Raw genomic sequence first — 19,483 nt, forward strand, 5'->3', positions numbered from 1 at the left:
GTCCTTTTCCGCAGGCCTGAGCGGTGATTCTAGGCCCGCAGGCGCAGACCCTTGGGAGTCGCCCGGAAACCCGCCTCCTGGAGGACGGCCGAAAGCTCCGAGGTGAGCGCCACCTCGCCGTCGGCCTTCTGCACCGCGAGCTGCCCCAGCCAGCCTTCCCGCACGGCCGTGGACAGCGCCCGCGCGGCCGAGCGCAGCCTGTCCTGATCCTCGGTGAAGCTCAGCAGCGACCGGCCGCCGCGTTCGACGTACATCGCCGGGACGCCGTCCACGAGCACCGCCAGCGCACCCGCTTTCCTTGCCGGACGGTGTTTCGTGTCGCCCGTCGCGGCGGGCCACGGCAGCGCGGCGCCGTAGGGCTGGGCCGGATCGGCGGCGGCGAGCACGACCGCGCCTTCCGGGGCCGTGCGCTGGTTCCCGGATTGCGCGCGCAGCCTGTCGACGGCGCCCTTCGCCGCGAACTGCGCCGCGCCGAGCCCCTCGACCACGTAGCCCCGGACGACCTGTCCCGAATCCTCCATGCCACGCAAAACCTTGTAAATCCCCGAAAAACCGCCCGTCACGCGCTCGGTGTCGAGAGCGCCACGGGTGAGGACGCCGTGCCGTTCCAGGAAGGCCTCCGTCCGCGCCAGCGCGCGCCTGGTCGGGTCCGCTTCGCGGCCCGGGGTCAAAGCCCAGCGCCCGGCCACCGTCGGCGGACCGGTCCGCGAAGGCATCGCCGGACGCCCGGCGCGAAGCCGCGCGTACCGGCCGCGAGGAGCCTGCCGCCGCGGCTTGTGCGCCGCGCCGGAGCCGGAGACCTGCGCCCGCAGCGGGCCCAGCGTGTCCCCAGTGACCAGGCCCGCCCATACGAGATCCCATAACGTCGCCACGACTTCGCCGTCGTTGGGCGGGGTTTCGACCAACGGCGACGCCCGGTCCACCAGCTGGCGGAAGAACTGCGCGCCACCCTCCAAAGTGGACAGAATGGCCTGATGGAGCGGACCCGAGGGCAGATCGTCGTCGAGATCGGGCAGCAGCAGATCGGCGACGTCCGTGGGCGCCAGCGCCAGCCAGCCGTCCCCGCCGGACAGGGAACCGCAGCCGCACCAGGTGACCTCGCCCGCGGTGGTGAGCTCGTCCAGTAGCGAAGGGGTGTAGCCGGGCAGCCTGCTCGGCAGGATCAGGGACTCGACCGCGCTCGCCGGGAGCGGGGCACCGGCCAGCTGCTCGACCACGGACAGCACGTCGTCCGCCGTCGGCGCCGACCGCACTCGCGCGCCGATACCGTGCCAGGAGGGCAGGAACCGGCCCAGTGCCGCTGGTTCGACCGGCTCGACCTCGGCCCGCAGCCGGGCCAGCGACGCCCGCCGGAGCCTGCGCAGCACCGACGCGTCGCAGAACTCGATGCCGACACCGTGGGTCTCCGGATGCCCGACCGGGCTCAGCTCGCCGCGGACCAGCCTGCCCTGCGCGGTCAGCCTGTCCAGGACGCCGGTGACCACGGCCGTTCCGAGGCCGAACCGCTCGGCGGCCTGCCGGGCGCTGAACGGCCCGCGGCTGCGCGAATAGCGCGACAGCAGGTCGCCGACGGGATCCTCGACCGGCTCGGTGAACGCCTCCGGCACGCCGACCGGCAGCGCGGTGCCCAGCGCGTCCCGCACCCGGCCCGCGTCCTCGATGGCGATGAAGCGTTCTCCACCGCCGATGCGCACCCGGATCACCCGCCGCGCGGCTTCCAGTTCCTCCAGCCATTCCCGTTGGATGCCGCGCGCGGCGGCCTCCTCGATCGAGAGATCCCCGAGGAACCGCAACAGATCCGCGGCGTCTTCGGCGTTGCGGGCGTGCCTGTCCGGGTCGAGGCGTTGCAGGGAGCGCTCGACTTCGGCGACGACCTCGGCGTCCAGCAGCTCCCGGATGGCCTCGGTGCCGAGCAATTCGGCCAGCAGCGTCGAATCCAGCGCCAGCGCCGCCGCGCGCCGCTCCGCGAGCGGGGCGTCCGTCTCGTACAGGAACATCCCGACGTAGCCGAAGAGCAGGCTGCGCGCGAACGGCGACGCCGACGGTGTCTCGACCTCGACCAGCTTGACCTTGCGGGACCGGACGTCGGTCATCAGCTCGCGCAGCCCGCCGACGTCGTACACGTCCTGCAGGACTTCCCGCATCGCTTCCAGCACCACGGGGAACCGCTCGTACTTGGCCGCGACCGAAAGCAGCTGGGACGCGCGCTGCCGCTGCTGCCACAGCGGGGTGCGACGGCGCGGATCCCGGCGGGGGAGCAGCAGCGAACGGGCCGCGCATTCCCGGAACCGTGCGGCGAACAGCGCGGAACCGCCGACCTCGGCGACGATCAGCTGCTCGACCTCTTCCGGATCGAGCAACACGTCTTCGACCCCGATGGTGACCTCGGCGCCGTCCATGTCGAGCGCCTCGGGCAGCCGCAGCACGATGCCGTCGTCGGAATGCGCCACCTGGGCGTCGACCCCGCGGTTCTCCCGCAGCCGCGCGGCGATCGCGAGCGCCCACGGCGCGTTGACCTGCGCGCCGAACGGCGAGTGCAGGATGACCCGCCAGTCGCCCAGCTCGTCGCGGAACCGTTCCAGCAGCACGGTTTTGTCGTTCGGCACATGCCGCGTGGCCGACTTCTGCTCTGCCAGATACGCCAGCAGGTTGTCGCAGGCGTACTCGTCCAGCCCGGCGACGGCGGCGCGTTCCCTGGCCGCCGACGGCTCCGAAGTGGACAGTTCGCGGACGAAGGCGCCCAGCGCCCGCCCCAGTTCCAGCGGGCGGCCGGGGGCGTCGCCCTTCCAGAACGGCATCCGGGCGGGCTCACCCGGCGCGGGGACCACGATCACCCGGTCGTGGGTGATGTCGGTGACCCGCCAGGAGGAGGTGCCGAGCAGGATCGTGTCCCCGACGCGGGACTCGTAGACCATCTCCTCGTCGAGCTCGCCCACCCGCGACCCGGGTTTGCCCTCGGCGCCCGGCGTCATCACGGTGAACAGGCCGCGGTCGGGGATCGTGCCGCCGGAGGTCACCGCCAGCCGCTGTGATCCCGGACGGCCGTGCAGCTCGCCGGTGACCCTGTCCCAGGTGATCCGGGCGCGCAGCTCGCCGAACTCCTCGCTCGGGTACCGGCCGGCGAGCATGTCGAGCACGGCCAGCAACGCGTCGTCCGGGAGGGACGCGAACGGCGCCGCCCGGCGGGCCAGCGCGGCGAGTTCGTCGACCGTCCACGATTCGAGCGCCACCATCGCCACGACCTGCTGCGCGAGCACGTCCAGCGGGTTCCGCGGATACCGCACCGCCTCGATCGCCCCGGACGCCATCCGTTCCGCGACCACCGCGCAGGAGACGAGGTCGCCACGGAACTTCGGGAACATCACCCCGCTCGACACCGCGCCGACCTGGTGCCCGGCCCGGCCGACCCGCTGCAGCCCCGAAGCGACCGTCGGCGGTGCCTCGATCTGCACGACGAGATCGACGGCGCCCATGTCGATGCCCAGCTCCAAAGAGGACGTCGCCACGACGCACGCCAGCCGCCCGGACTTGAGCTCCTCTTCCACATGGGTGCGCTGCTCGCGCGACATCGAGCCGTGGTGCGCCCGCGCGATCACCGGCGCCGCACCGGTGGTGAGCCCGGACTGGCCGATCGCCTCGGCCGGATACCGCTGATCCGGCTCCAGCTCGCTCTGTTCCGCGACGAGTTCGTTGAGCCGGGCCGTCATCCGCTCGGTGAGCCGCCGTGAGTTGGCGAACACGATCGTCGACCGGTGCGCCTGGATCAGTTCGAGGACCCGTTCTTCCACCGCGGGCCAGATCGACGGCCGCCGCGGCGCGCCGTCGATGTCCTCCAGCGACCCGGGCAGCCGCGCGAGGCCGGCGTCGAGGTCTTCGTTCTGCTTCGGCCCTTGTGGACCGTCGAGATCGGCCATGTCCTCGACCGGGACCTCGACGCGGACCTCGATCGTCTTAGCGAGCTTCGGCTGGACGATGGTGACCGGCCTGCCGCCCGCCAGGAACGAGGCCACCTCGTCGATCGGCCGGACCGTCGCCGACAGCCCGATCCGCTGAGCGGGCTTCTCCAGCAAGGCGTCGAGCCGCTCCAGCGACAGGGCCAGATGCGCGCCGCGTTTACCGCCCGCGACCGCGTGGACCTCGTCGATGATCACCGTCTCCACGCCGCGCAGCGAATCGCGGGCGGAGGAGGTGAGGATGAGGAACAGCGACTCCGGCGTGGTGACCAGCACGTCCGGCGGGGTCTTGCCGAACGAGCGCCGCTCGGCCGCGGTGGTGTCACCCGTGCGCATGCCGACGCCGATGTCCGGCACCGGCAGCCCGAGCCGCCGCGACGCCTGCGAGATACCCGCCAGCGGTGCCCGCAGGTTGCGCTGGACGTCGACCGCCAGCGCCTTCAGTGGAGAGACATAGAGGACGCGGCAGCGTTTCCGCGGCTCGGACGGCGGCGGCTCGACCGAGAGCCTGTCCAGAGCCCAGAGGAACGCCGAGAGCGTCTTGCCGGAGCCTGTCGGGGCCACGACCAGCGCGTGTTCCTTCGCGTGCGCGGCGCGCCAAGCCCCCTCCTGCGCGCGGGTGGGCGCGGCGAAGGCCCCGGTGAACCAGTCCCTGGTCGCGGGGGAGAAGAGGTCGAGTACGTGTGCCACGCCCTCCATACTGCGCCGGACCACCGACAGTTTCGCTCCGAGGGCTGTGACGAGGCACCCGGTCGGGGACGAGTTCGGCGGGTTCCGCACGTGCGGTGACCTCGCTCATGGGAGCATCACCGCCAGCGCGACCGGATCAGTGCTGGGGCGGTCGCCGTTCGTCTGTGAAGGGGTATGAGCTGTGCGGATCCTGTCGGTGGACCTCGGGACGTCCAACACCGTGGCCGTCCTTTCGGCGCACGGGAGGCCGCCGCGGGTGGTCGAAGTCGACGGTTCGGCCAACATGCCGTCCGCGGTGTTCGCCACCGAGGACGGCACGATCATGGTCGGCCGCGACGCCGAACGCCGCGCCCGTCTCGATCCCACCCGCTTCGAGCCCAACCCCAAACGCCGCATCGACGAGCAGACGCTCCTGCTGGGCACCGACGTCATCCCGGTCAGTGAGGTGCTGGCCGCGATCCTGCGCCGCGTCCTCGACGAGACGACCCGCCAGCTCGGCGGGGACCTGCCCGACGAGGTCCGGCTCACCCATCCCGCGCAGTGGGGCCCGACCCGCCGCAACGTGCTGCTGTCCGCCGCCCGGCTCGCCGGGATGGGCGGAAATCTGGTGCTCGTCCCCGAGCCGGTCGCCGCGGCCGCGCACTTCGCGTCGTTCCCCGGCAAGACGCTCGCGCCCGGTCAGGCGCTCGCGGTGTACGACCTCGGGGCCGGCACCTTCGACGTCGCGATCGTCGGCGCGACCCCGAACGGCGGGTTCACCGTCGTCGCCGAAGACGGCCTTCCCGACCTCGGCGGTCTCGACGTCGACCAGGCGCTGCTGGTGCACGTCGGCCGCGAGGTCTCGCACAAGGATCCCCAGCGCTGGCAGCGGGTCCTGCGGCCCGAGTCCACTCCGGACCGCCGTACGCGGCGCGCGCTGCAGGAGGACGTGAAGGCGGCGAAGGAAGCCCTCTCGCGGCACCCGCAGACCGAGGTCCCGATGCCGGAGCCGTTCGAAGACGTCCTCGTCACCCGAGGGGAACTCGAAGCGCTGGTGCGGCCGTCGATGCTGCGCAGTGTCGAGCTGATGTCGCGGGTGGTCCGCTCGGCCGGGATGACCCCGGACCGGCTCGCCGGTATCTACCTCGTCGGCGGTTCGAGCCGTCTCCCGCTGGTCGGCAGCCTGATCGCGGAGAAGCTCGGCGTCGTCCCCGGCAGCCTGGACCAGCCCGAGACCGCGGTCGCGCTCGGCGCCCAGCACGTCGCCTCCGACGGCATCAGCTCGCGCACGCAGGGCGTCGAAGGGCAGGTCGCCGCGGGGACCGGCGCGCATCAGGTCGGCCCCGGTGCTTCGGGCCCGTACGCGCCGCCGCAGCAGGTCGCGTCGATCCCGGGGTATTCGGGCGGCAGCCCCGGCCAGTCCGGCGGTTTCCCCCAGTCGGGTTACCCGAACAGCGGCCCGCAGCAGGTGCAGCAGCCCGCGCCGACGAACTTCCCGACGTACTCGCTGGCCGGCCAGGCCTCCGGTGACAAGGCGCCCGCGAGCAAGAAGAAGCCGCTCGTCATCGGCGCCATCGTGGCCGTCGTCGTGCTGCTCGCCGCCGGGCTCACGTACTTCCTGACGTCCTCTTCGGTGGCCACCTACACGGCCGAAGAGTGCAAGGCGCCCGGCGCGGCCGACGACAAGGGCCTCACCGGATGCCTGCGCCAGCTCGCCGGGAAGATCGCCGACACCGGCGACTGCAAACCCGGCATGGGCAACGGGCCGGCGAAACCTGTGGAGGATCTCGGCGTGACGTCGACCTGCTCCGCCCCTGGCCGGGCGGGGACCCAGGTGACCTACCTGCAGAGCGACTCCGCGGACAAGCTCAAGGCCTACACCGACGGACTGCTCAAATCGGCCGGTGGGGACCGCACCGAGGCCAAGTGGGCGGGCAACGCGCTGGAAGGCCAGTACTCCTCCGCCGCCGGTCGGAACGCCGCCGTGCTGGTGTTCACCGTGACCGACCGGCCGCTGGTCGGCTTCATCTACCAGGTCCCGGCCGAAGGCCAGAACCCGACGCCGGGCGAACTGGCCGACTACTTCGAAAAGAGCGTCCAGCCGGGCGAATAAGCCCCTGTTCGCGCGTGAAGGCCCCCTTCCCTCGGCTCAGCCGAGGGAAGGGGGCCTTCACGCGTTTCGTGCTCGAGGCGGGGCTAGACTCCGCTCGATGCGTATCACGGTCTTCCGGCGGCTGATGGCCGACGAATTCGGTCCCGGACGTGCGGAAACCCTCTCCAGGGATCACGTCTTCGGCGAACTCGGGGGCCGGACCGTCGAACAGGCCCTCGACGCGGGAACCTCGGCCAAGGACGTCTGGCGGGCGGTCTGCGACGCCTTCGAGGTCCCGCCCGAGCGGCGCTGACCTCGAAGAACGGGCAAGAACCCTAGCGCGACGGCGTGTCGGTCACGGCCTCGAACACACGTTCGTCTAGGGTGTTGTCCACAACGGGGTCAGCGATCCACAGCTTGGGCGCGAGGCCTGGAATTGTCGGTGGTCGCCCGTAGCGTCGGACCCGACAGCTCAGAACTGAACAAGCCCTACCCGGCTCAACCAACGAGGTGGACTCCATGGCACCAGCAGCACCCGACAAGGACAAGGCGCTCGAACTGGCCCTCGCCCAGATCGACAAGCAGTACGGCAAGGGCTCGGTCATGCGCCTCGGCGAAGAGGGCCGCGCGCCGATCGAGGTCATCCCCACCGGCGCCATCGCACTCGACGTCGCGCTCGGGATCGGTGGCCTGCCCCGCGGCCGGGTCATCGAGGTCTACGGCCCGGAGTCCTCCGGTAAGACCACCGTGGCGCTCCACGCGGTCGCCAACGCGCAGAAGAACGGCGGCATCGCCGCGTTCATCGACGCGGAGCACGCGCTGGACCCGGAGTACGCCAAGAAGCTCGGCGTCGACACCGACGCGCTGCTGGTCTCCCAGCCGGACACCGGTGAGCAGGCGCTCGAGATCGCGGACATGCTGATCCGCTCCGGCGCGCTCGACATCCTGGTCATCGACTCGGTCGCCGCGCTCGTGCCGCGCGCCGAGATCGAGGGCGAGATGGGCGACAACCACGTCGGTCTGCAGGCCCGGCTGATGAGCCAGGCGCTGCGGAAGATGACCGGTGCGATGAACAACTCCGGCACCACCGCGATCTTCATCAACCAGCTGCGCGAGAAGATCGGCGTCATGTTCGGCTCCCCGGAGACCACGACCGGTGGTAAGGCGCTGAAGTTCTACGCGTCGGTCCGTCTGGACGTCCGCCGCATCGAGACGCTGAAGGACGGCGGCGAGCCCGTCGGCAACCGCACCCGCGTCAAGGTCGTGAAGAACAAGGTCGCGCCGCCCTTCAAGCAGGCCGAGTTCGACATCCTCTACGGAAAGGGTGTCTCCCGCGAGGGTTCGTTGATCGACATGGGTGTCGACCAGGGCATCCTGCGCAAGTCCGGCGCCTGGTACACCTACGAGGGCGACCAGCTGGGCCAGGGCAAGGAGAACGCCCGCAAGTTCCTGCTGGACAACCCGGACATCGCCAACGAGATCGAGAAGCGCATCAAGGAGAAGCTCGGCATCGGTGCCGCCGTCGACGCCGAAGCCGCCCCCGCGCCGGTCGACTTCTGAGTTCCGGAGCCCCGCGAACGGGGTGAAGTCGCCGATCGACCGTTTCGACTGGAGTGAGAGCTGAATGCGTGCGCCCAAAGTGGATCCGGCGGAGCTGCCGCCGGACGAGCGGAGGAAGAAGGCCAAGGAGATCTGCTTCGATCTCCTGGCCGCGCGCCCGCGTTCCACGGAGGAACTGCGTCAGGCCCTCAAACGCAAGGGCTTCGACGAGGAGACGGCGGAGACCCTGCTCGGTAAGCTGGACCAGGCAGGGCTCATCAACGACGCTGAGTTCGCCGAGATGTGGGTGCGTTCCCGCCATGCCAACATGGGCCTGGCACGGAACGCCCTCGTAGCCGAACTCAAACGCAAAGGAATCGATGGGGATATCGCCGTCCAGGCCGCCGAAGAGGTGGACCGAGAGGCAGAGGAGCAGCGCGCCCGAGAGCTGGTACGGAAGCGCATGCGCTCCTTGGGCAACGTCGACGAGCAGACGGCGATCCGCCGCCTGCTGGGCTTCCTCGCCCGCAAGGGCTATCCCCAAGGGCTGGCCTACACCGTGATTCGCGACGAACTCCGCGAGTTCGGCGCCGAGTCGGCACTGCTGGACGACGCCACCCTCGACTGAGCTTTCGCACCACAGCCGCTCACCGGCCGTGCGGGCACACTTGCCCACGCGGCCGGTGTTTTGCGTTCCCGGGCGGTTTCGCGTGACCAGACGGACGACACGCGTGTCCAGGTGGACGACACGCGTGTCCAGGTGGACGGCGCGGGGCAGATCCCGGCTACGCGCGTGGCGTCCGTCCAGTCACGTGTGTCGTCCACCTGATCACACGCGCCGTCCGTTCGGTCACGCGAAAGTGCCGCCTGGATGCCGCACTCGGAGTTCCGCCTCTGATCACGCGAGTTCCGGCTTCGATCACGCGAGTGCGGCGCCGCGTCACCAATGTTCCCGAAGCACTACCGTCCCACTCTGTACACAAACTAGAGAACAACCAGCTCCAAACCGAGAACCGAGTGCTCGCGCGACGACGCACGAACCGGCTTGGCCAGCGGCCTGCTCGTGGCGCCGCCGCTACCCTCAGCGGTCCGGCGGGCCGAGTCGGTCAGCGACCCCGACCAGCAGGGGCGACCGGATTAGGGCTAACGACAAGCTAAACCTCTCCGTAAGACTGAATTGGAGCGGCCGCACGGGGTGGCGACCTCTCTGACGCTCGGCGGCATGTCTATGGCCGGGCAGGGAGTCGGGCCTGCAGGCCATCCAGGATCGTCTGGAGGCCGAATTCGAGTTCCCGGCCGGAGGTGGTGGCGGGGTCGTCGTCGGTCCATCCCTCGCTGAGGGCGCGCAGCCTCGGGAACCGCATCGCGATCTCGGTCATCCGTGCGACCCTGGCCTGGTCGTCCTCGTCACCGGCGGCGCGGCCCAGCCGTGCTTTCCACGCGATCTCGGACGCCGCGCCGAGAGCGGTGCCCAGCACGAAGGTGAATACGACCTTCATCGCCTGTTCCACATCCCGCCCGGTGAACCCGGCGGCTTCGTAGATCGCAAGCAGGTGGTCGTCATGGCGCGCTTTGCCTGGGCCGTAAACAAAGTGGGTGCTCATGGCAGGCACCAGCCAAGGGTGCCGCAGGATCATCGCGTACATGCCGTTGGCCATCGCGGTGGCCGCCGTCCGCCAGTCGACCTCGTCCAGGTCAGGCAGTTCGAGCTCACCCCACGCCGTGTCGGCGGCGAGCACGACGAGATTCTCCTTGCTCTGGACGTGCCAGTAGACCGAGGTCGCGGCTGAGCCGAGCCGGCTACCCAGCTGACGCATGCTCAGACCTTCGACTCCCTTGCTGTCCAGCAGTTCGACTGCGGCTCGGACGATCTGTTCCCGGGTCAAGGTTTCGCGCGGCATCCGCTCAGGATAGGCCACGACTTGCACGGTGTTCGAGAACACACTTGCACACTGTTCGAGTGCTCCCTACGGTTGAACTCGAACAGTGTGCAAGTCCAACGAAAGGGAACTCCAATGGCGCCGTTCGTCGTCGTTGTCGCATCGATACTGCAGCTCGCGCTGGCAGCGACCTTCGTGCTCATCCCGGTCGCCGGGGCTTTCCATGGTCCCCGCGCCCAGCGGGCCGCCGAGACCGAGGTAGTGCGGCAAGGCTTCCCGGCCACACTCCTGGCCGAGCGCGGGATCAACTTCGGGACCAGCCGCGCCAGCATCGCGGTCGCGGTCGCGATCGGCCTGGGCCTCGCGACGCTGGCCTCACTCAACCTCGCCGGAAACGGGGCCGGTCAGCTCCTGTCGTGGATCTTCCAGCCGATCGTTCTCATCCTCGGATGCGTCATCATGCCGGGCGAAGTGTTCGTTACGCGCTTCGTCACATCGGCCTTCGCCAAGTCCGGTGACCCGACACTGCGAAACCTGGAAGCCGCAGCGTTCGTCAACGCCGCGGTGACCACCGTCCCCGCCTGGTACCGCTACGTGATCGCACTACGCCTGGTGCTGGCAACAGTGGGCTCACTGCTGGTCATCATCTTGCTGGCGATTCCTTCCGCGAACGTCCACTTCGGTTAATGCCAGCTTGTGACGATGTCTGCAGAATGGCTGACTAACGCAGCGATGGCGCTGGCATCGCGCCGCTGCTGACCCTGACTCGAATCCTGGTGGCAGAGTCCGTGGCAACGCGTTGCGCCGCTCGCCGACCCAACAGTCCAAATCATGTACAGAAGTCGAACTTCAACCCAGATTACCGCGCAAGCCAGACCTCTACCCTCCGCCAAGCCTCTGAACAGCGCCGATGCGACCGATCAGGAATCGAGAAGCGCCGGAAGCCCGCCCGGAAATAGCGTTACCGGCATGAACTTCATCGACGCCATCACCCTCGAAGTGGCCGACACCGAGGCCGCCGAACGCTTCTACACCACCGCCTTCGGGCTCGGCTCGGAGCTGCGCTTCCGGGCGTCGCAGGAGCCGTCCACCGGCTTCCGCGGCTACACCCTCTCCCTCACCGTTTCCCAGCCCGCCAACGCCGACGCGCTCATCGAGGCCGCCGTCGCCGCGGGGGCGACCGTGATCAAGCCCGCCGCGAAGTCGATGTGGGGTTACGGCGGAACCGTTCAGGCGCCGGACGGCGCGATCTGGAAGATCGCCACCTCGGCGAAGAAGAACACCGCGCCGGCCGCCCGCGAGTTCGACGCCATCGTGTTGCTGCTGGGCGTCGCCGACGTGGCCACGAGCAAGAAGTTCTACGTCGAGCACGGCCTCAGCGTGGGGAAGAGCTTCGGCCGCGTGTACGTCGAGTTCGAAGCCGGGTCGAGCCCCGTGAAGCTGGCGTTGTACAAGCGCAAGGCGCTGGCCAAGGACGCCGGCGTGTCCCCGGAGGGCACCGGCTCGCACCGCATCGCGATCTGCGGTGCCGCCCCGTTCACCGACCTCGACGGGTTCGTCTGGGAGACCTCGGCTCTCGCCGCCCAGTCCTGATGTGCCACTTCCGGATGCCCCCGCTCGCCGCCTACCAAGGAGAAACCGTCATGAGCACCACCTACGAAGGATTCACGGCCGAAGAGAAGGCCGCGATGAAGGAACACGCCCAGGACATGAAGAAGGCCGCGCGTCGTGGCTCGGCCGCCGACAAAGCGGCGGCGGCCGAGCAGGACGTGGTCGCGAAGATCGCCGAGATGTCCGATGAGGACCGCGCGCTGGCCGAGCTGGTCCACGACGTCGTGAAGACCAACGCGCCGATGCTCGCGCCGAAGCTCTGGTATGGACAGCCCGCCTACGCGCTGGACGGCAAGATCGTCTGTTTCTTCCAGGCGGCGGCCAAGTTCAAGACGCGGTACGCGACGCTCGGCTTCAACGAGGCCGCTCAGCTGGACGACGGTGCGATGTGGGCGACCGCCTTCGCGCTGACCGGCGCCACCCCTGCGGTGAAGAAGCGCGTCGCCGCTCTGGTGAAGCAAGCGGTCAGCTGACCGGAGTGGTAACCCGCTTTACCGCGTGAGTGGCCACACGCGGGGCGGCGGGGAAACCCTAGGCTCGGGTGATCACTGGGAGGACGAACATGATCACCATCGAGCCGTTGAAGCCCGAAGACCGCGAAGCCTGGGAACACCTGTTTCGCGCATACATCGCCTTCTACGAACGTGTCGCGCCGCAAGAGGTCTACGACCGAGCCTGGCGTGAATTCCGAACAGGGGAGCGGATGCACGCGCTCGGTGCGCACGTGGGCGGCGAGCTCGTCGGGATCACGCATTTCCTGCTGCATCCCAGTACTTCAGCACTCACCGACGTCTGTTACCTGCAAGATCTGTTCACCGCGCCGGAAGCCCGGGGCAAGGGGGTCGCGCGGTCGCTGATCGAGGCCGTCGCGGACTGGGCACGCGCCCGCGGCTGCGGCAGGGTTTACTGGCACACCAAGGAATCCAACGCGACGGCGCGCCGCCTGTACGACCAGGTCGCGGTCAACCGGGGCTTCATCCAGTACCAGTTGCCACTGTGAAACCAGTGAGGGCCACTCGACACGCCAGTGGCCCTCACCGAGATCAGAGCTTCGAAGCCTCCGCCGCGAAGGCTTCGATCTTCCCGAAGTCCTTGGCCGCCAAGGCATCCTTGGGCGTCAGCCACGAACCACCGATGCAGCCCACAGTGGACAGTGCGAGATAGTCCGGCGCGGTCTTCACGGTGATCCCGCCGGTCGGGCAGAACTTCAGCCCGGGCAGCGGCCCGCCGATCGACTTCAGGTACGCCACGCCGCCGCTGGCCTCGGCGGGGAAGAACTTCAGCGCGGTCAGCCCGCGTTCGGCGAGCTGCATCGCCTCCGAAACCGTGCTCGCGCCCGGCAGGAACGGCAGGCCGGTGTCGAACGCGGCGTCCAGCACGGCGTCGGTGCAGCCCGGGGTCACCAGGAACTTCGCGCCGGCGTCGGCGGCCTGCTTGGCGTGCTCGGGCGCGGTGACCGTCCCGGCGCCGATGACGATCTCCGGGACCTCCGCGGCGATCCGCTCGATCGAGGCGAGTGCCGCCGGGGTGCGCAGGGTCAGCTCGATCACGCCGATCCCGCCCGCGAGCAGGGCCCGCGCGGTGGGCACGGCGTCGGCGGCGTCGTCGAGCACGACGACGGGCATCACGGGGGACAGGCCGAGCAGGTCGGCGCCGGTGGTCACTGGGTTACCTCCACAGGGGTCAACGTGTGCGCCGGAGCGCCGAAGTGTTCCGGCGTGAGCGGTCCGAACACGCTCGCGCCCTGATCGGCGGGGCCGACCGCGCGGCGCAGCGCCGCGAACAGCTCCCGGCCGGTGCCGGTCCAGGATGCCTCCGAAGGCGGGGAGTCCACCAGTTCGCGGCGGGCGAGTTCTTCGTCACCCACGAGGACGTCGAGCGTCCCGGCCTTGGCGTCGAGGCGGACGACGTCGCCGTCGGCGATCCGCGCGATCGGGCCTCCCGCAGCGGCTTCCGGCGTCACCTGGATCGCCGCCGGGATCTTGCCGGAAGCGCCCGACATCCGGCCGTCGGTGAGCAACGCCACCTGGTGCCCGCGGTCCATCAGCACCCCGAGCGCCGGAGTGAGCCCGTGCAGCTCCGGCATCCCGTTGGCCTGGGGACCCTGCTGCCGGATGACCACGACGACGTCGCGGTCCAGTTCGCCTGCCTCGAAGGCGTCCTTGAAGGACTTCTGGTCGGTGAACACCCGCGCCGGCGCCTGCACGATCCGGTGTTCCGGCGCCACCGCCGACACCTTGATCACCGCGCGGCCGAGGTTGCCCGCGACCATCCGCAGCCCGCCGTCGGCGGCGAACGGCCGCCACACGGGACGCAGCACGTCCTCGTCGAGGCTGCGCGTCGGGACGTCGCGCCAGACCAGTTCGCCCTCGGAAAGGATCGGCTCCTGCCGGTAGCGGTGCAGCCCTGGTCCGGCGACGGTCTGGACGTCCTCGTGCAGCAGACCCGCGTCGAGCAGCGTGCCGACCAGGAACTGGATGCCCCCGGCAGCGTGGAAGTGGTTGATGTCCGCGCTGCCGTTCGGGTACACGCGGGCCAGTAGCGGGATCACCGACGACAGGTCGGAGAAGTCATCCCAGGTCAGCTGGATGCCCGCGGCGGCGGCGATCGCGACGAGGTGCATCGTGTGGTTGGTCGAGCCGCCCGTGGCGAGCAGCGCGATGACACCGTTGACGACGGCCTTCTCGTCGATCACGCGCGAGATCGGCGTGTACTCCTCGCCCCGCGACAGCTTCACGACGCGGCGTCCGGCCTCTTCGGTGAGCGCCTTCCGCAGCGGCGAGTTCGGCTGCACGAAGCTGGCGCCCGGCAGGTGCAGGCCCATCACCTCGACGACCATCTGGTTCGAGTTGGCGGTGCCGTAGAAGGTGCACGTGCCCGCCGAGTGGTACGAAGCCGCTTCGGCGTCCAGCAGGTCTTCGCGCGTCGCCTTGCCCTCGGCGTAGAGCTGGCGCACGCGCGCCTTCTCCTTGTTCGGCAGGCCCGAGTTCATCGGCCCGGCGGGCACCAGGATCGACGGGAGATGCCCGAAGGACAGCGCCCCGATCAGCAGACCGGGCACGATCTTGTCGCAGACGCCGAGCAGCAGCGCCGCGTCGAACATGTCGTGGGACAGGGCGATCGCGGTCGACATCGCGATCACCTCGCGGCTGAACAGCGACAGTTCCATCCCCGGGCGGCCCTGGGTGACGCCGTCGCACATCGCGGGCACGCCACCGGCGAACTGGGCGACGCCGCCCGCCTGGCGGACCGAGCTTTTCAGCATCGCCGGGTACTCCTGCATCGGCTGGTGCGCCGAGAGCATGTCGTTGTAGGACGAGACGATCGCGACGCCCGGCGCCCGCGCGGCGCGCAGTGCCGCTTTGTCGACACCTTCCATCGCGGCGAAACCGTGGGCGAGGTTGCTGCAGTCGAGGCCGCGCCGCACCGGCCCTTCCTCGTGGGCGGCGGCGACGCGCTCGAGGTACGCGGCGCGGGTTTCGGCGCTGCGGGCGGCGATGCGCTCGGTGACTTCGGCGATGATGGGGTGGACGTTCGGGGCGGTGCTCATTGTCCGGCTCCGGATCACTGGTCGTGGTGGTCCGCGGGACGGCAACGCTGACGTCGCTGGGTCGTGACAGTGGCCACAGTAGCCCAGGGGAAAGCCCGAATCAAAATCGATACAGAAGATCGACTCGCGTGACCTCCGTCACGTCACTAGGTTCCACTGTGCTACTTGTCACATTGCACAACGCGCGGCAGAGTCGAGACGGCGAGGAATCGCCGGCCTTCGAAGGCTCAAGCGGCCAACCGAACCGACCATCGGGAGGTACCGATGTCCACCACAGAGATCGCCGAGCTTCGGCGAGCCATCGGTCAGCTGAGGCAGTGCGTCGGCGCGCTGCGGTCCCGATACGGCGACGCCTCGGCGGTACGGCGCCTGGCGAACGACGTCGAGCGGCTCGACATCGACGCGACGGACCTCGACACGACCCCGAACGCGGTGCCCGCGCAGGCGAAGGCCGCCGACCGGGTCCAAGTTCCGGATACGCCCTACGACCCGGCGCTGTGGCAAGGCGCCGATGACGAAGGCGTCGGCGGCTACAAGCGCGACCAGCGGTGAGCGCCCCCGCCGGCAATGAGGCCGGACGGGGTACGGGGGTCCGCGCGCCGTCGCGGGCCCGGATCGCCGAAAGAACGCTGCGCACCGACCGATGGTGGCTGTCCCCGCTGCTGACCGTCCTCGGCCTTTCCACCTTCATCATCTACGCGACGATCAGGTCCTTCGTGCGCACCGCGTACTGGGTGCCCGAGTACCACTACCTGACGCCGTTCTATTCGCCCTGTGTCTCGGAATCCTGCGTCGAGGGCTCCCGGCATTTCGGCGCCTGGTTCGGGGAACTGCCGGGGTTCATCCCGCTCGGTTTCCTGGTCCTGCCGTTCCTGCTGGGCTTCCGGCTGACCTGCTACTACTACCGCAAGGCCTACTACCGGGCCGTCTGGTTCTCGCCGCCCGCCTGCGCGGTCGCCGAACCGCACGCGAAGTACACCGGGGAGACCCGGCTGCCGCTGATCATCCAGAACGCCCACCGCTACTTCTTCTACGTGGCCGTGGTCGTCTCGCTGGTCAACACCTACGACGCGATCACCGCCTTCCACGGCAAGACCGGCGGATTCGGTTTCGGGCTCGGCAACATCGTGTTGCTCGGCAACGTGATCCTGTTGTGGGCGTACACGTTGTCGTGCCACTCGTGCCGTCACGTGACCGGCGGCAGGCTCAGGCACTTCTCCAAACATCCGGTCCGCTACTGGATCTGGACCCAGGTGACGAAACTCAACACCCGCCACATGGCGCTGGCGTGGACGACGCTCGGCACGCTCGTGCTGACCGACCTCTACGTGATGCTCGTGGCGAGCGGCGCGATTTCGGATCTGCGGTTCATCAACTAGCGGCGCGGGAATCTCCCGTCCCCGGCGACAAGCTTCGAGGTGGCTCTTTTCATGACCGAGGTCGAACGGCTCAACTACGACGTGGTGGTGATCGGTGCCGGCGGTGCCGGTCTCCGCGCGGTCATCGAAGCCCGTGAACGCGGCTTCAGCGTCGCGGTGGTGTGCAAATCGCTCTTCGGCAAGGCGCATACCGTGATGGCCGAAGGCGGCTGCGCGGCGTCGATGGGCAACGCGAACTCGAACGACAACTGGCAGGTGCACTTCCGCGACACCATGCGTGGCGGGAAGTTCCTCAACAACTGGCGGATGGCCGAACTCCACGCCAGGGAGGCGCCGGACCGGGTCTGGGAACTGGAGACCTACGGCGCCCTGTTCGACCGCACCGCCGACGGCCGGATCAGCCAGCGCAACTTCGGCGGGCACACGTACCCGCGCCTGGCGCACGTCGGCGACCGCACCGGGCTCGAACTGATCCGCACGATGCAGCAGAAAATCGTTTCGCTGCAACAAGAGGACTTCAAGGAGACCGGTGACTACGAGGCGAGGATCAAGGTCTTCGCCGAGTGCACGATCACCGAACTGCTGACTGAGGACGGCCGGATCTCCGGCGCCTTCGGGTATTGGCGCGAGAGCGGCCGGTTCATCCTGTTCGAGGCGCCGGCGGTGGTGCTGGCGACCGGCGGCATCGGGAAGTCGTTCAAGGTCACCTCGAACTCATGGGAGTACACCGGTGACGGGCACGCGCTGGCGCTGCGGGCCGGGGCGACGCTCATCAACATGGAGTTCGTCCAGTTCCACCCGACCGGCATGGTCTGGCCGCCGAGTGTGAAGGGAATCCTGGTCACCGAAGGCGTCCGAGGTGACGGCGGGGTCCTCAAGAACACCGAGGACAAGCGGTTCATGTTCGAGTACGTCCCCGACGTGTTCAAGGGGCAGTACGCGGACAGCGAAGAGGAAGCCGACCGCTGGTACACCGACCAGGAGAAGAACCGCCGCACGCCGGATCTGCTGCCGCGTGACGAGGTGGCGCGCGCGATCAACTCGGAGGTCAAGGCGGGCCGGGGATCGCCGCACGGCGGGGTCTTCCTCGATATCGCCAGCAGGCTGCCCGCGGAGGAGATCCGCAAACGGCTGCCGTCGATGTACCACCAGTTCAAGGAACTCGCCGACGTCGATATCACGAAGGAACCGATGGAGGTCGGCCCCACCTGTCACTACGTGATGGGCGGGATCGAGGTCGACCCGGACACCGCGTCGTCGAGCGTGCCGGGGCTGTTCGCCGCCGGTGAGTGCTCGGGCGGGATGCACGGCTCGAACCGGCTCGGCGGCAACTCGCTGTCGGATCTCCTGGTCTTCGGCCGCCGCGCGGGCCTCGGCGCCGCGTCCTATGTCGCGGACCTGAAGGATCGCCCGAAGGTCAGTCAGTCCGATGTGGACGCCGCCGCGGCGATGGCGCTCGCGCCGTTCGACCCGCCGGGTGACGGCGTCGAGGAGAACCCGTACAGCCTGCACACCGAACTGCAGCAGTCGATGAACGACCTGGTCGGCATCATCCGCAAGGCGGAGGAGATCGAGCGGGCACTGGAGAAGCTCGGGGAACTGCGCGAGCGGATCAAGCGGGTCACCGTCGAAGGGCACCGGCAGTTCAACCCCGGCTGGCATCTCGCCGTCGATCTGCGGAACATGCTGATGGTCAGTGAATGTGTGGCACGGGCCGCGCTGATGCGGACCGAGAGCCGGGGCGGGCACACCCGCGACGATCACCCGGGTATGGACTCCCAGTGGCGCAACAAACTCCTGGTCTGCTCGGCCACGCCGGGCGACAACCCGGTGGTGCCGGAGATCGGCATCGAGGTCAAGGCGCAGACCCCGCTGCGGCAGGATCTGCTGGAGCTGTTCGAACTGTCCGAGCTGGGGAAGTACTACACCGACGAAGAACTGGCTTCGCACCCCGGGAGTCCGGCATGAGCTACAAGGCGAGTTTCCGGGTCTGGCGCGGCGACGCCGATTCCGGTGAGCTGCAGGACTACAGCGTCGAGGTCAACGAAGGCGAGGTCGTCCTCGACATCATCCACCGGTTGCAGGCCACGCAGGCCTCGGATCTGGCGGTGCGGTGGAACTGCAAGGCGGGCAAATGCGGTTCGTGCTCGGCGGAGATCAACGGCAAGCCGCGGTTGCTGTGCATGACGCGGATGTCGACCTTCACCGAGGACGAGGTCATCACCGTGACGCCGATGCGGACGTTCCCGGTGATCCGCGACCTGGTGACCGACGTGTCGTTCAACTACACCAAGGCCCGCGAGATCCCGTCGTTCACCCCGCCCCCGGAGCTGAAGCCGGGGGAGTACCGGATGCAGCAGGTGGACGTCGAGCGCTCGCAGGAGTTCCGCAAGTGCATCGAGTGCTTCCTGTGCCAGAACACCTGCCACGTGGTGCGCGACCACGAGGAGAACAAGGAAGCCTTCGCCGGGCCCCGGTACCTGATGCGGATCGCCGAACTCGAAATGCACCCCCTCGACGTCGCCGACCGGCGTGACGAGGCGCAGGAGGAGCACGGGCTCGGGTACTGCAACATCACCAAGTGCTGCTCGGACGTGTGCCCGGAGGGCATCCACATCACCGACAACGCGCTGATCCCGATGAAGGAACGCGTCGCGGACCGGAAGTACGACCCCATCGTGTGGCTGGGCAACAAGCTTTTCCGGCGGGACAAGTAGTCGCCTCTCGTGAGTGGTAAGGACGGTTCTAACCGTCCTTACCACTCACGAGCCTTTAATCGGTTGCCGCCGCTTCCTTCCCTGTCGCACACT

The 19,483-nt window shown here is 69.0% G+C and carries 16 protein-coding genes; 12 read left to right on the top strand and 4 right to left on the bottom strand.

Going from position 1 to position 19,483, the window contains the following annotated elements; genetic code table 11:
• Nucleotides 1–29: 29 nt before the first annotated feature.
• On the bottom strand, nt 30–4,652 hold the full coding sequence (locus ACOCEP_RS22765; RefSeq protein WP_482339795.1) for an ATP-dependent helicase: 4,623 nt from the start codon (nt 4,650–4,652) through the stop codon (nt 30–32).
• 172 nt (nt 4,653–4,824) lie between these two features.
• On the opposite strand from ACOCEP_RS22765, the gene ACOCEP_RS22770 reads away from it, so the two are divergent.
• The 4 genes from ACOCEP_RS22770 to ACOCEP_RS22785 all read left to right on the top strand — a co-directional run bounded on the left by ACOCEP_RS22770 (nt 4,825) and on the right by ACOCEP_RS22785 (nt 8,881).
• Nucleotides 4,825–6,735, top strand: a complete 1,911-nt coding sequence (locus tag ACOCEP_RS22770; protein ID WP_482331019.1) for an Hsp70 family protein — start codon at nt 4,825–4,827, stop codon at nt 6,733–6,735.
• A 97-nt stretch (nt 6,736–6,832) separates the two neighbouring features.
• Nucleotides 6,833–7,027: a DUF3046 domain-containing protein gene (locus tag ACOCEP_RS22775; RefSeq protein ID WP_038516362.1), complete on the top strand. Its 195-nt coding sequence runs from the start codon at nt 6,833–6,835 to the stop codon at nt 7,025–7,027.
• A 206-nt stretch (nt 7,028–7,233) separates the two neighbouring features.
• Nucleotides 7,234–8,274, top strand: a complete 1,041-nt coding sequence (recA, locus tag ACOCEP_RS22780) for a recombinase RecA (protein ID WP_016332707.1) — start codon at nt 7,234–7,236, stop codon at nt 8,272–8,274.
• Nucleotides 8,275–8,353: 79 nt separating this feature from the next.
• On the top strand, nt 8,354–8,881 hold the full coding sequence (locus ACOCEP_RS22785; protein ID WP_350585188.1) for a regulatory protein RecX: 528 nt from the start codon (nt 8,354–8,356) through the stop codon (nt 8,879–8,881).
• A gap of 598 nt (nt 8,882–9,479) precedes the next feature.
• Here the strand turns inward: ACOCEP_RS22785 and ACOCEP_RS22790 are convergent.
• On the bottom strand, nt 9,480–10,154 hold the full coding sequence (locus tag ACOCEP_RS22790; RefSeq protein ID WP_350585182.1) for a TetR/AcrR family transcriptional regulator: 675 nt from the start codon (nt 10,152–10,154) through the stop codon (nt 9,480–9,482).
• A gap of 114 nt (nt 10,155–10,268) precedes the next feature.
• Between ACOCEP_RS22790 and ACOCEP_RS22795 the strand changes: the two genes are divergently transcribed.
• The 4 genes from ACOCEP_RS22795 to ACOCEP_RS22810 all read left to right on the top strand — a co-directional run bounded on the left by ACOCEP_RS22795 (nt 10,269) and on the right by ACOCEP_RS22810 (nt 12,744).
• Nucleotides 10,269–10,820 (top strand): hypothetical protein, encoded by a 552-nt coding sequence (locus tag ACOCEP_RS22795; protein WP_482331021.1) that lies wholly within the window; start codon nt 10,269–10,271, stop codon nt 10,818–10,820.
• Nucleotides 10,821–11,102: 282 nt separating this feature from the next.
• Nucleotides 11,103–11,726, top strand: a complete 624-nt coding sequence (locus ACOCEP_RS22800) for a glyoxalase (protein WP_482331022.1) — start codon at nt 11,103–11,105, stop codon at nt 11,724–11,726.
• A gap of 50 nt (nt 11,727–11,776) precedes the next feature.
• Nucleotides 11,777–12,217, top strand: coding sequence for an iron chaperone (locus tag ACOCEP_RS22805; protein ID WP_360969880.1), 441 nt, complete (start codon nt 11,777–11,779; stop codon nt 12,215–12,217).
• Nucleotides 12,218–12,306: 89 nt separating this feature from the next.
• Nucleotides 12,307–12,744, top strand: coding sequence for a GNAT family N-acetyltransferase (locus ACOCEP_RS22810; RefSeq protein ID WP_482331023.1), 438 nt, complete (start codon nt 12,307–12,309; stop codon nt 12,742–12,744).
• 43 nt (nt 12,745–12,787) lie between these two features.
• On the opposite strand, the gene eda is transcribed toward ACOCEP_RS22810, so the two are convergent.
• Both eda and edd read right to left on the bottom strand, forming a co-directional pair.
• Nucleotides 12,788–13,408 carry a bifunctional 4-hydroxy-2-oxoglutarate aldolase/2-dehydro-3-deoxy-phosphogluconate aldolase gene (eda, locus tag ACOCEP_RS22815; RefSeq protein WP_482331024.1) on the bottom strand — a complete coding sequence of 207 codons (621 nt, stop codon included), beginning with the start codon at nt 13,406–13,408 and terminating at the stop codon, nt 12,788–12,790.
• The gene (edd, locus tag ACOCEP_RS22820; protein WP_482331025.1) at nt 13,405–15,294 is read right to left on the bottom strand and encodes a phosphogluconate dehydratase; all 1,890 of its coding nucleotides are present in this window, start codon (nt 15,292–15,294) and stop codon (nt 13,405–13,407) included. The genes eda and edd overlap by 4 nt, the downstream gene beginning before the upstream one ends.
• A 264-nt stretch (nt 15,295–15,558) precedes the next feature.
• Between edd and ACOCEP_RS22825 the strand changes: the two genes are divergently transcribed.
• Genes ACOCEP_RS22825 through ACOCEP_RS22840 form a run of 4 tightly spaced genes read left to right on the top strand, consistent with a single transcriptional unit; the run spans nt 15,559 to nt 19,390 of the window.
• Complete coding sequence (locus tag ACOCEP_RS22825) at nt 15,559–15,846, top strand: hypothetical protein (protein WP_016332714.1); 288 nt, start codon at nt 15,559–15,561, stop codon at nt 15,844–15,846.
• A complete protein-coding gene (locus ACOCEP_RS22830; protein ID WP_482331027.1) occupies nt 15,843–16,673 on the top strand; it encodes a hypothetical protein in 831 nt (276 codons plus the stop codon). The genes ACOCEP_RS22825 and ACOCEP_RS22830 overlap by 4 nt, the downstream gene beginning before the upstream one ends.
• Before the next feature lie 51 nt (nt 16,674–16,724).
• Nucleotides 16,725–18,641 carry a fumarate reductase/succinate dehydrogenase flavoprotein subunit gene (locus ACOCEP_RS22835; RefSeq protein ID WP_482331028.1) on the top strand — a complete coding sequence of 639 codons (1,917 nt, stop codon included), beginning with the start codon at nt 16,725–16,727 and terminating at the stop codon, nt 18,639–18,641.
• Entirely contained in the window at nt 18,638–19,390 is a 753-nt protein-coding gene (locus ACOCEP_RS22840) for a succinate dehydrogenase/fumarate reductase iron-sulfur subunit (RefSeq protein ID WP_005164720.1), read from the top strand. Before ACOCEP_RS22835 ends, ACOCEP_RS22840 begins: the two co-directional genes overlap by 4 nt.
• The last annotated feature ends 93 nt before the right edge of the window (nt 19,391–19,483 follow it).

The sequence above is a fragment of the Amycolatopsis sp. CA-211722 genome, from assembly GCF_056828465.1.

Excerpts from the sequence above, each read along its gene's own strand:
- ACOCEP_RS22765 (WP_482339795.1), bottom strand. The coding sequence starts at position 4,652 with ATGGAGGGCGTGGCACACGTACTCGACCTCTTCTCCCCCGCGACCAGG.
- ACOCEP_RS22775 (WP_038516362.1), top strand. The coding sequence starts at position 6,833 with ATGCGTATCACGGTCTTCCGGCGGCTGATGGCCGACGAATTCGGTCCC.
- recA (WP_016332707.1), top strand. The coding sequence starts at position 7,234 with ATGGCACCAGCAGCACCCGACAAGGACAAGGCGCTCGAACTGGCCCTC.
- ACOCEP_RS22790 (WP_350585182.1), bottom strand. The coding sequence starts at position 10,154 with ATGCCGCGCGAAACCTTGACCCGGGAACAGATCGTCCGAGCCGCAGTC.
- ACOCEP_RS22795 (WP_482331021.1), top strand. The coding sequence starts at position 10,269 with ATGGCGCCGTTCGTCGTCGTTGTCGCATCGATACTGCAGCTCGCGCTG.
- ACOCEP_RS22800 (WP_482331022.1), top strand. The coding sequence starts at position 11,103 with ATGAACTTCATCGACGCCATCACCCTCGAAGTGGCCGACACCGAGGCC.
- ACOCEP_RS22805 (WP_360969880.1), top strand. The coding sequence starts at position 11,777 with ATGAGCACCACCTACGAAGGATTCACGGCCGAAGAGAAGGCCGCGATG.
- ACOCEP_RS22810 (WP_482331023.1), top strand. The coding sequence starts at position 12,307 with ATGATCACCATCGAGCCGTTGAAGCCCGAAGACCGCGAAGCCTGGGAA.
- edd (WP_482331025.1), bottom strand. The coding sequence starts at position 15,294 with ATGAGCACCGCCCCGAACGTCCACCCCATCATCGCCGAAGTCACCGAG.
- ACOCEP_RS22825 (WP_016332714.1), top strand. The coding sequence starts at position 15,559 with ATGTCCACCACAGAGATCGCCGAGCTTCGGCGAGCCATCGGTCAGCTG.
- ACOCEP_RS22835 (WP_482331028.1), top strand. The coding sequence starts at position 16,725 with ATGACCGAGGTCGAACGGCTCAACTACGACGTGGTGGTGATCGGTGCC.
- ACOCEP_RS22840 (WP_005164720.1), top strand. The coding sequence starts at position 18,638 with ATGAGCTACAAGGCGAGTTTCCGGGTCTGGCGCGGCGACGCCGATTCC.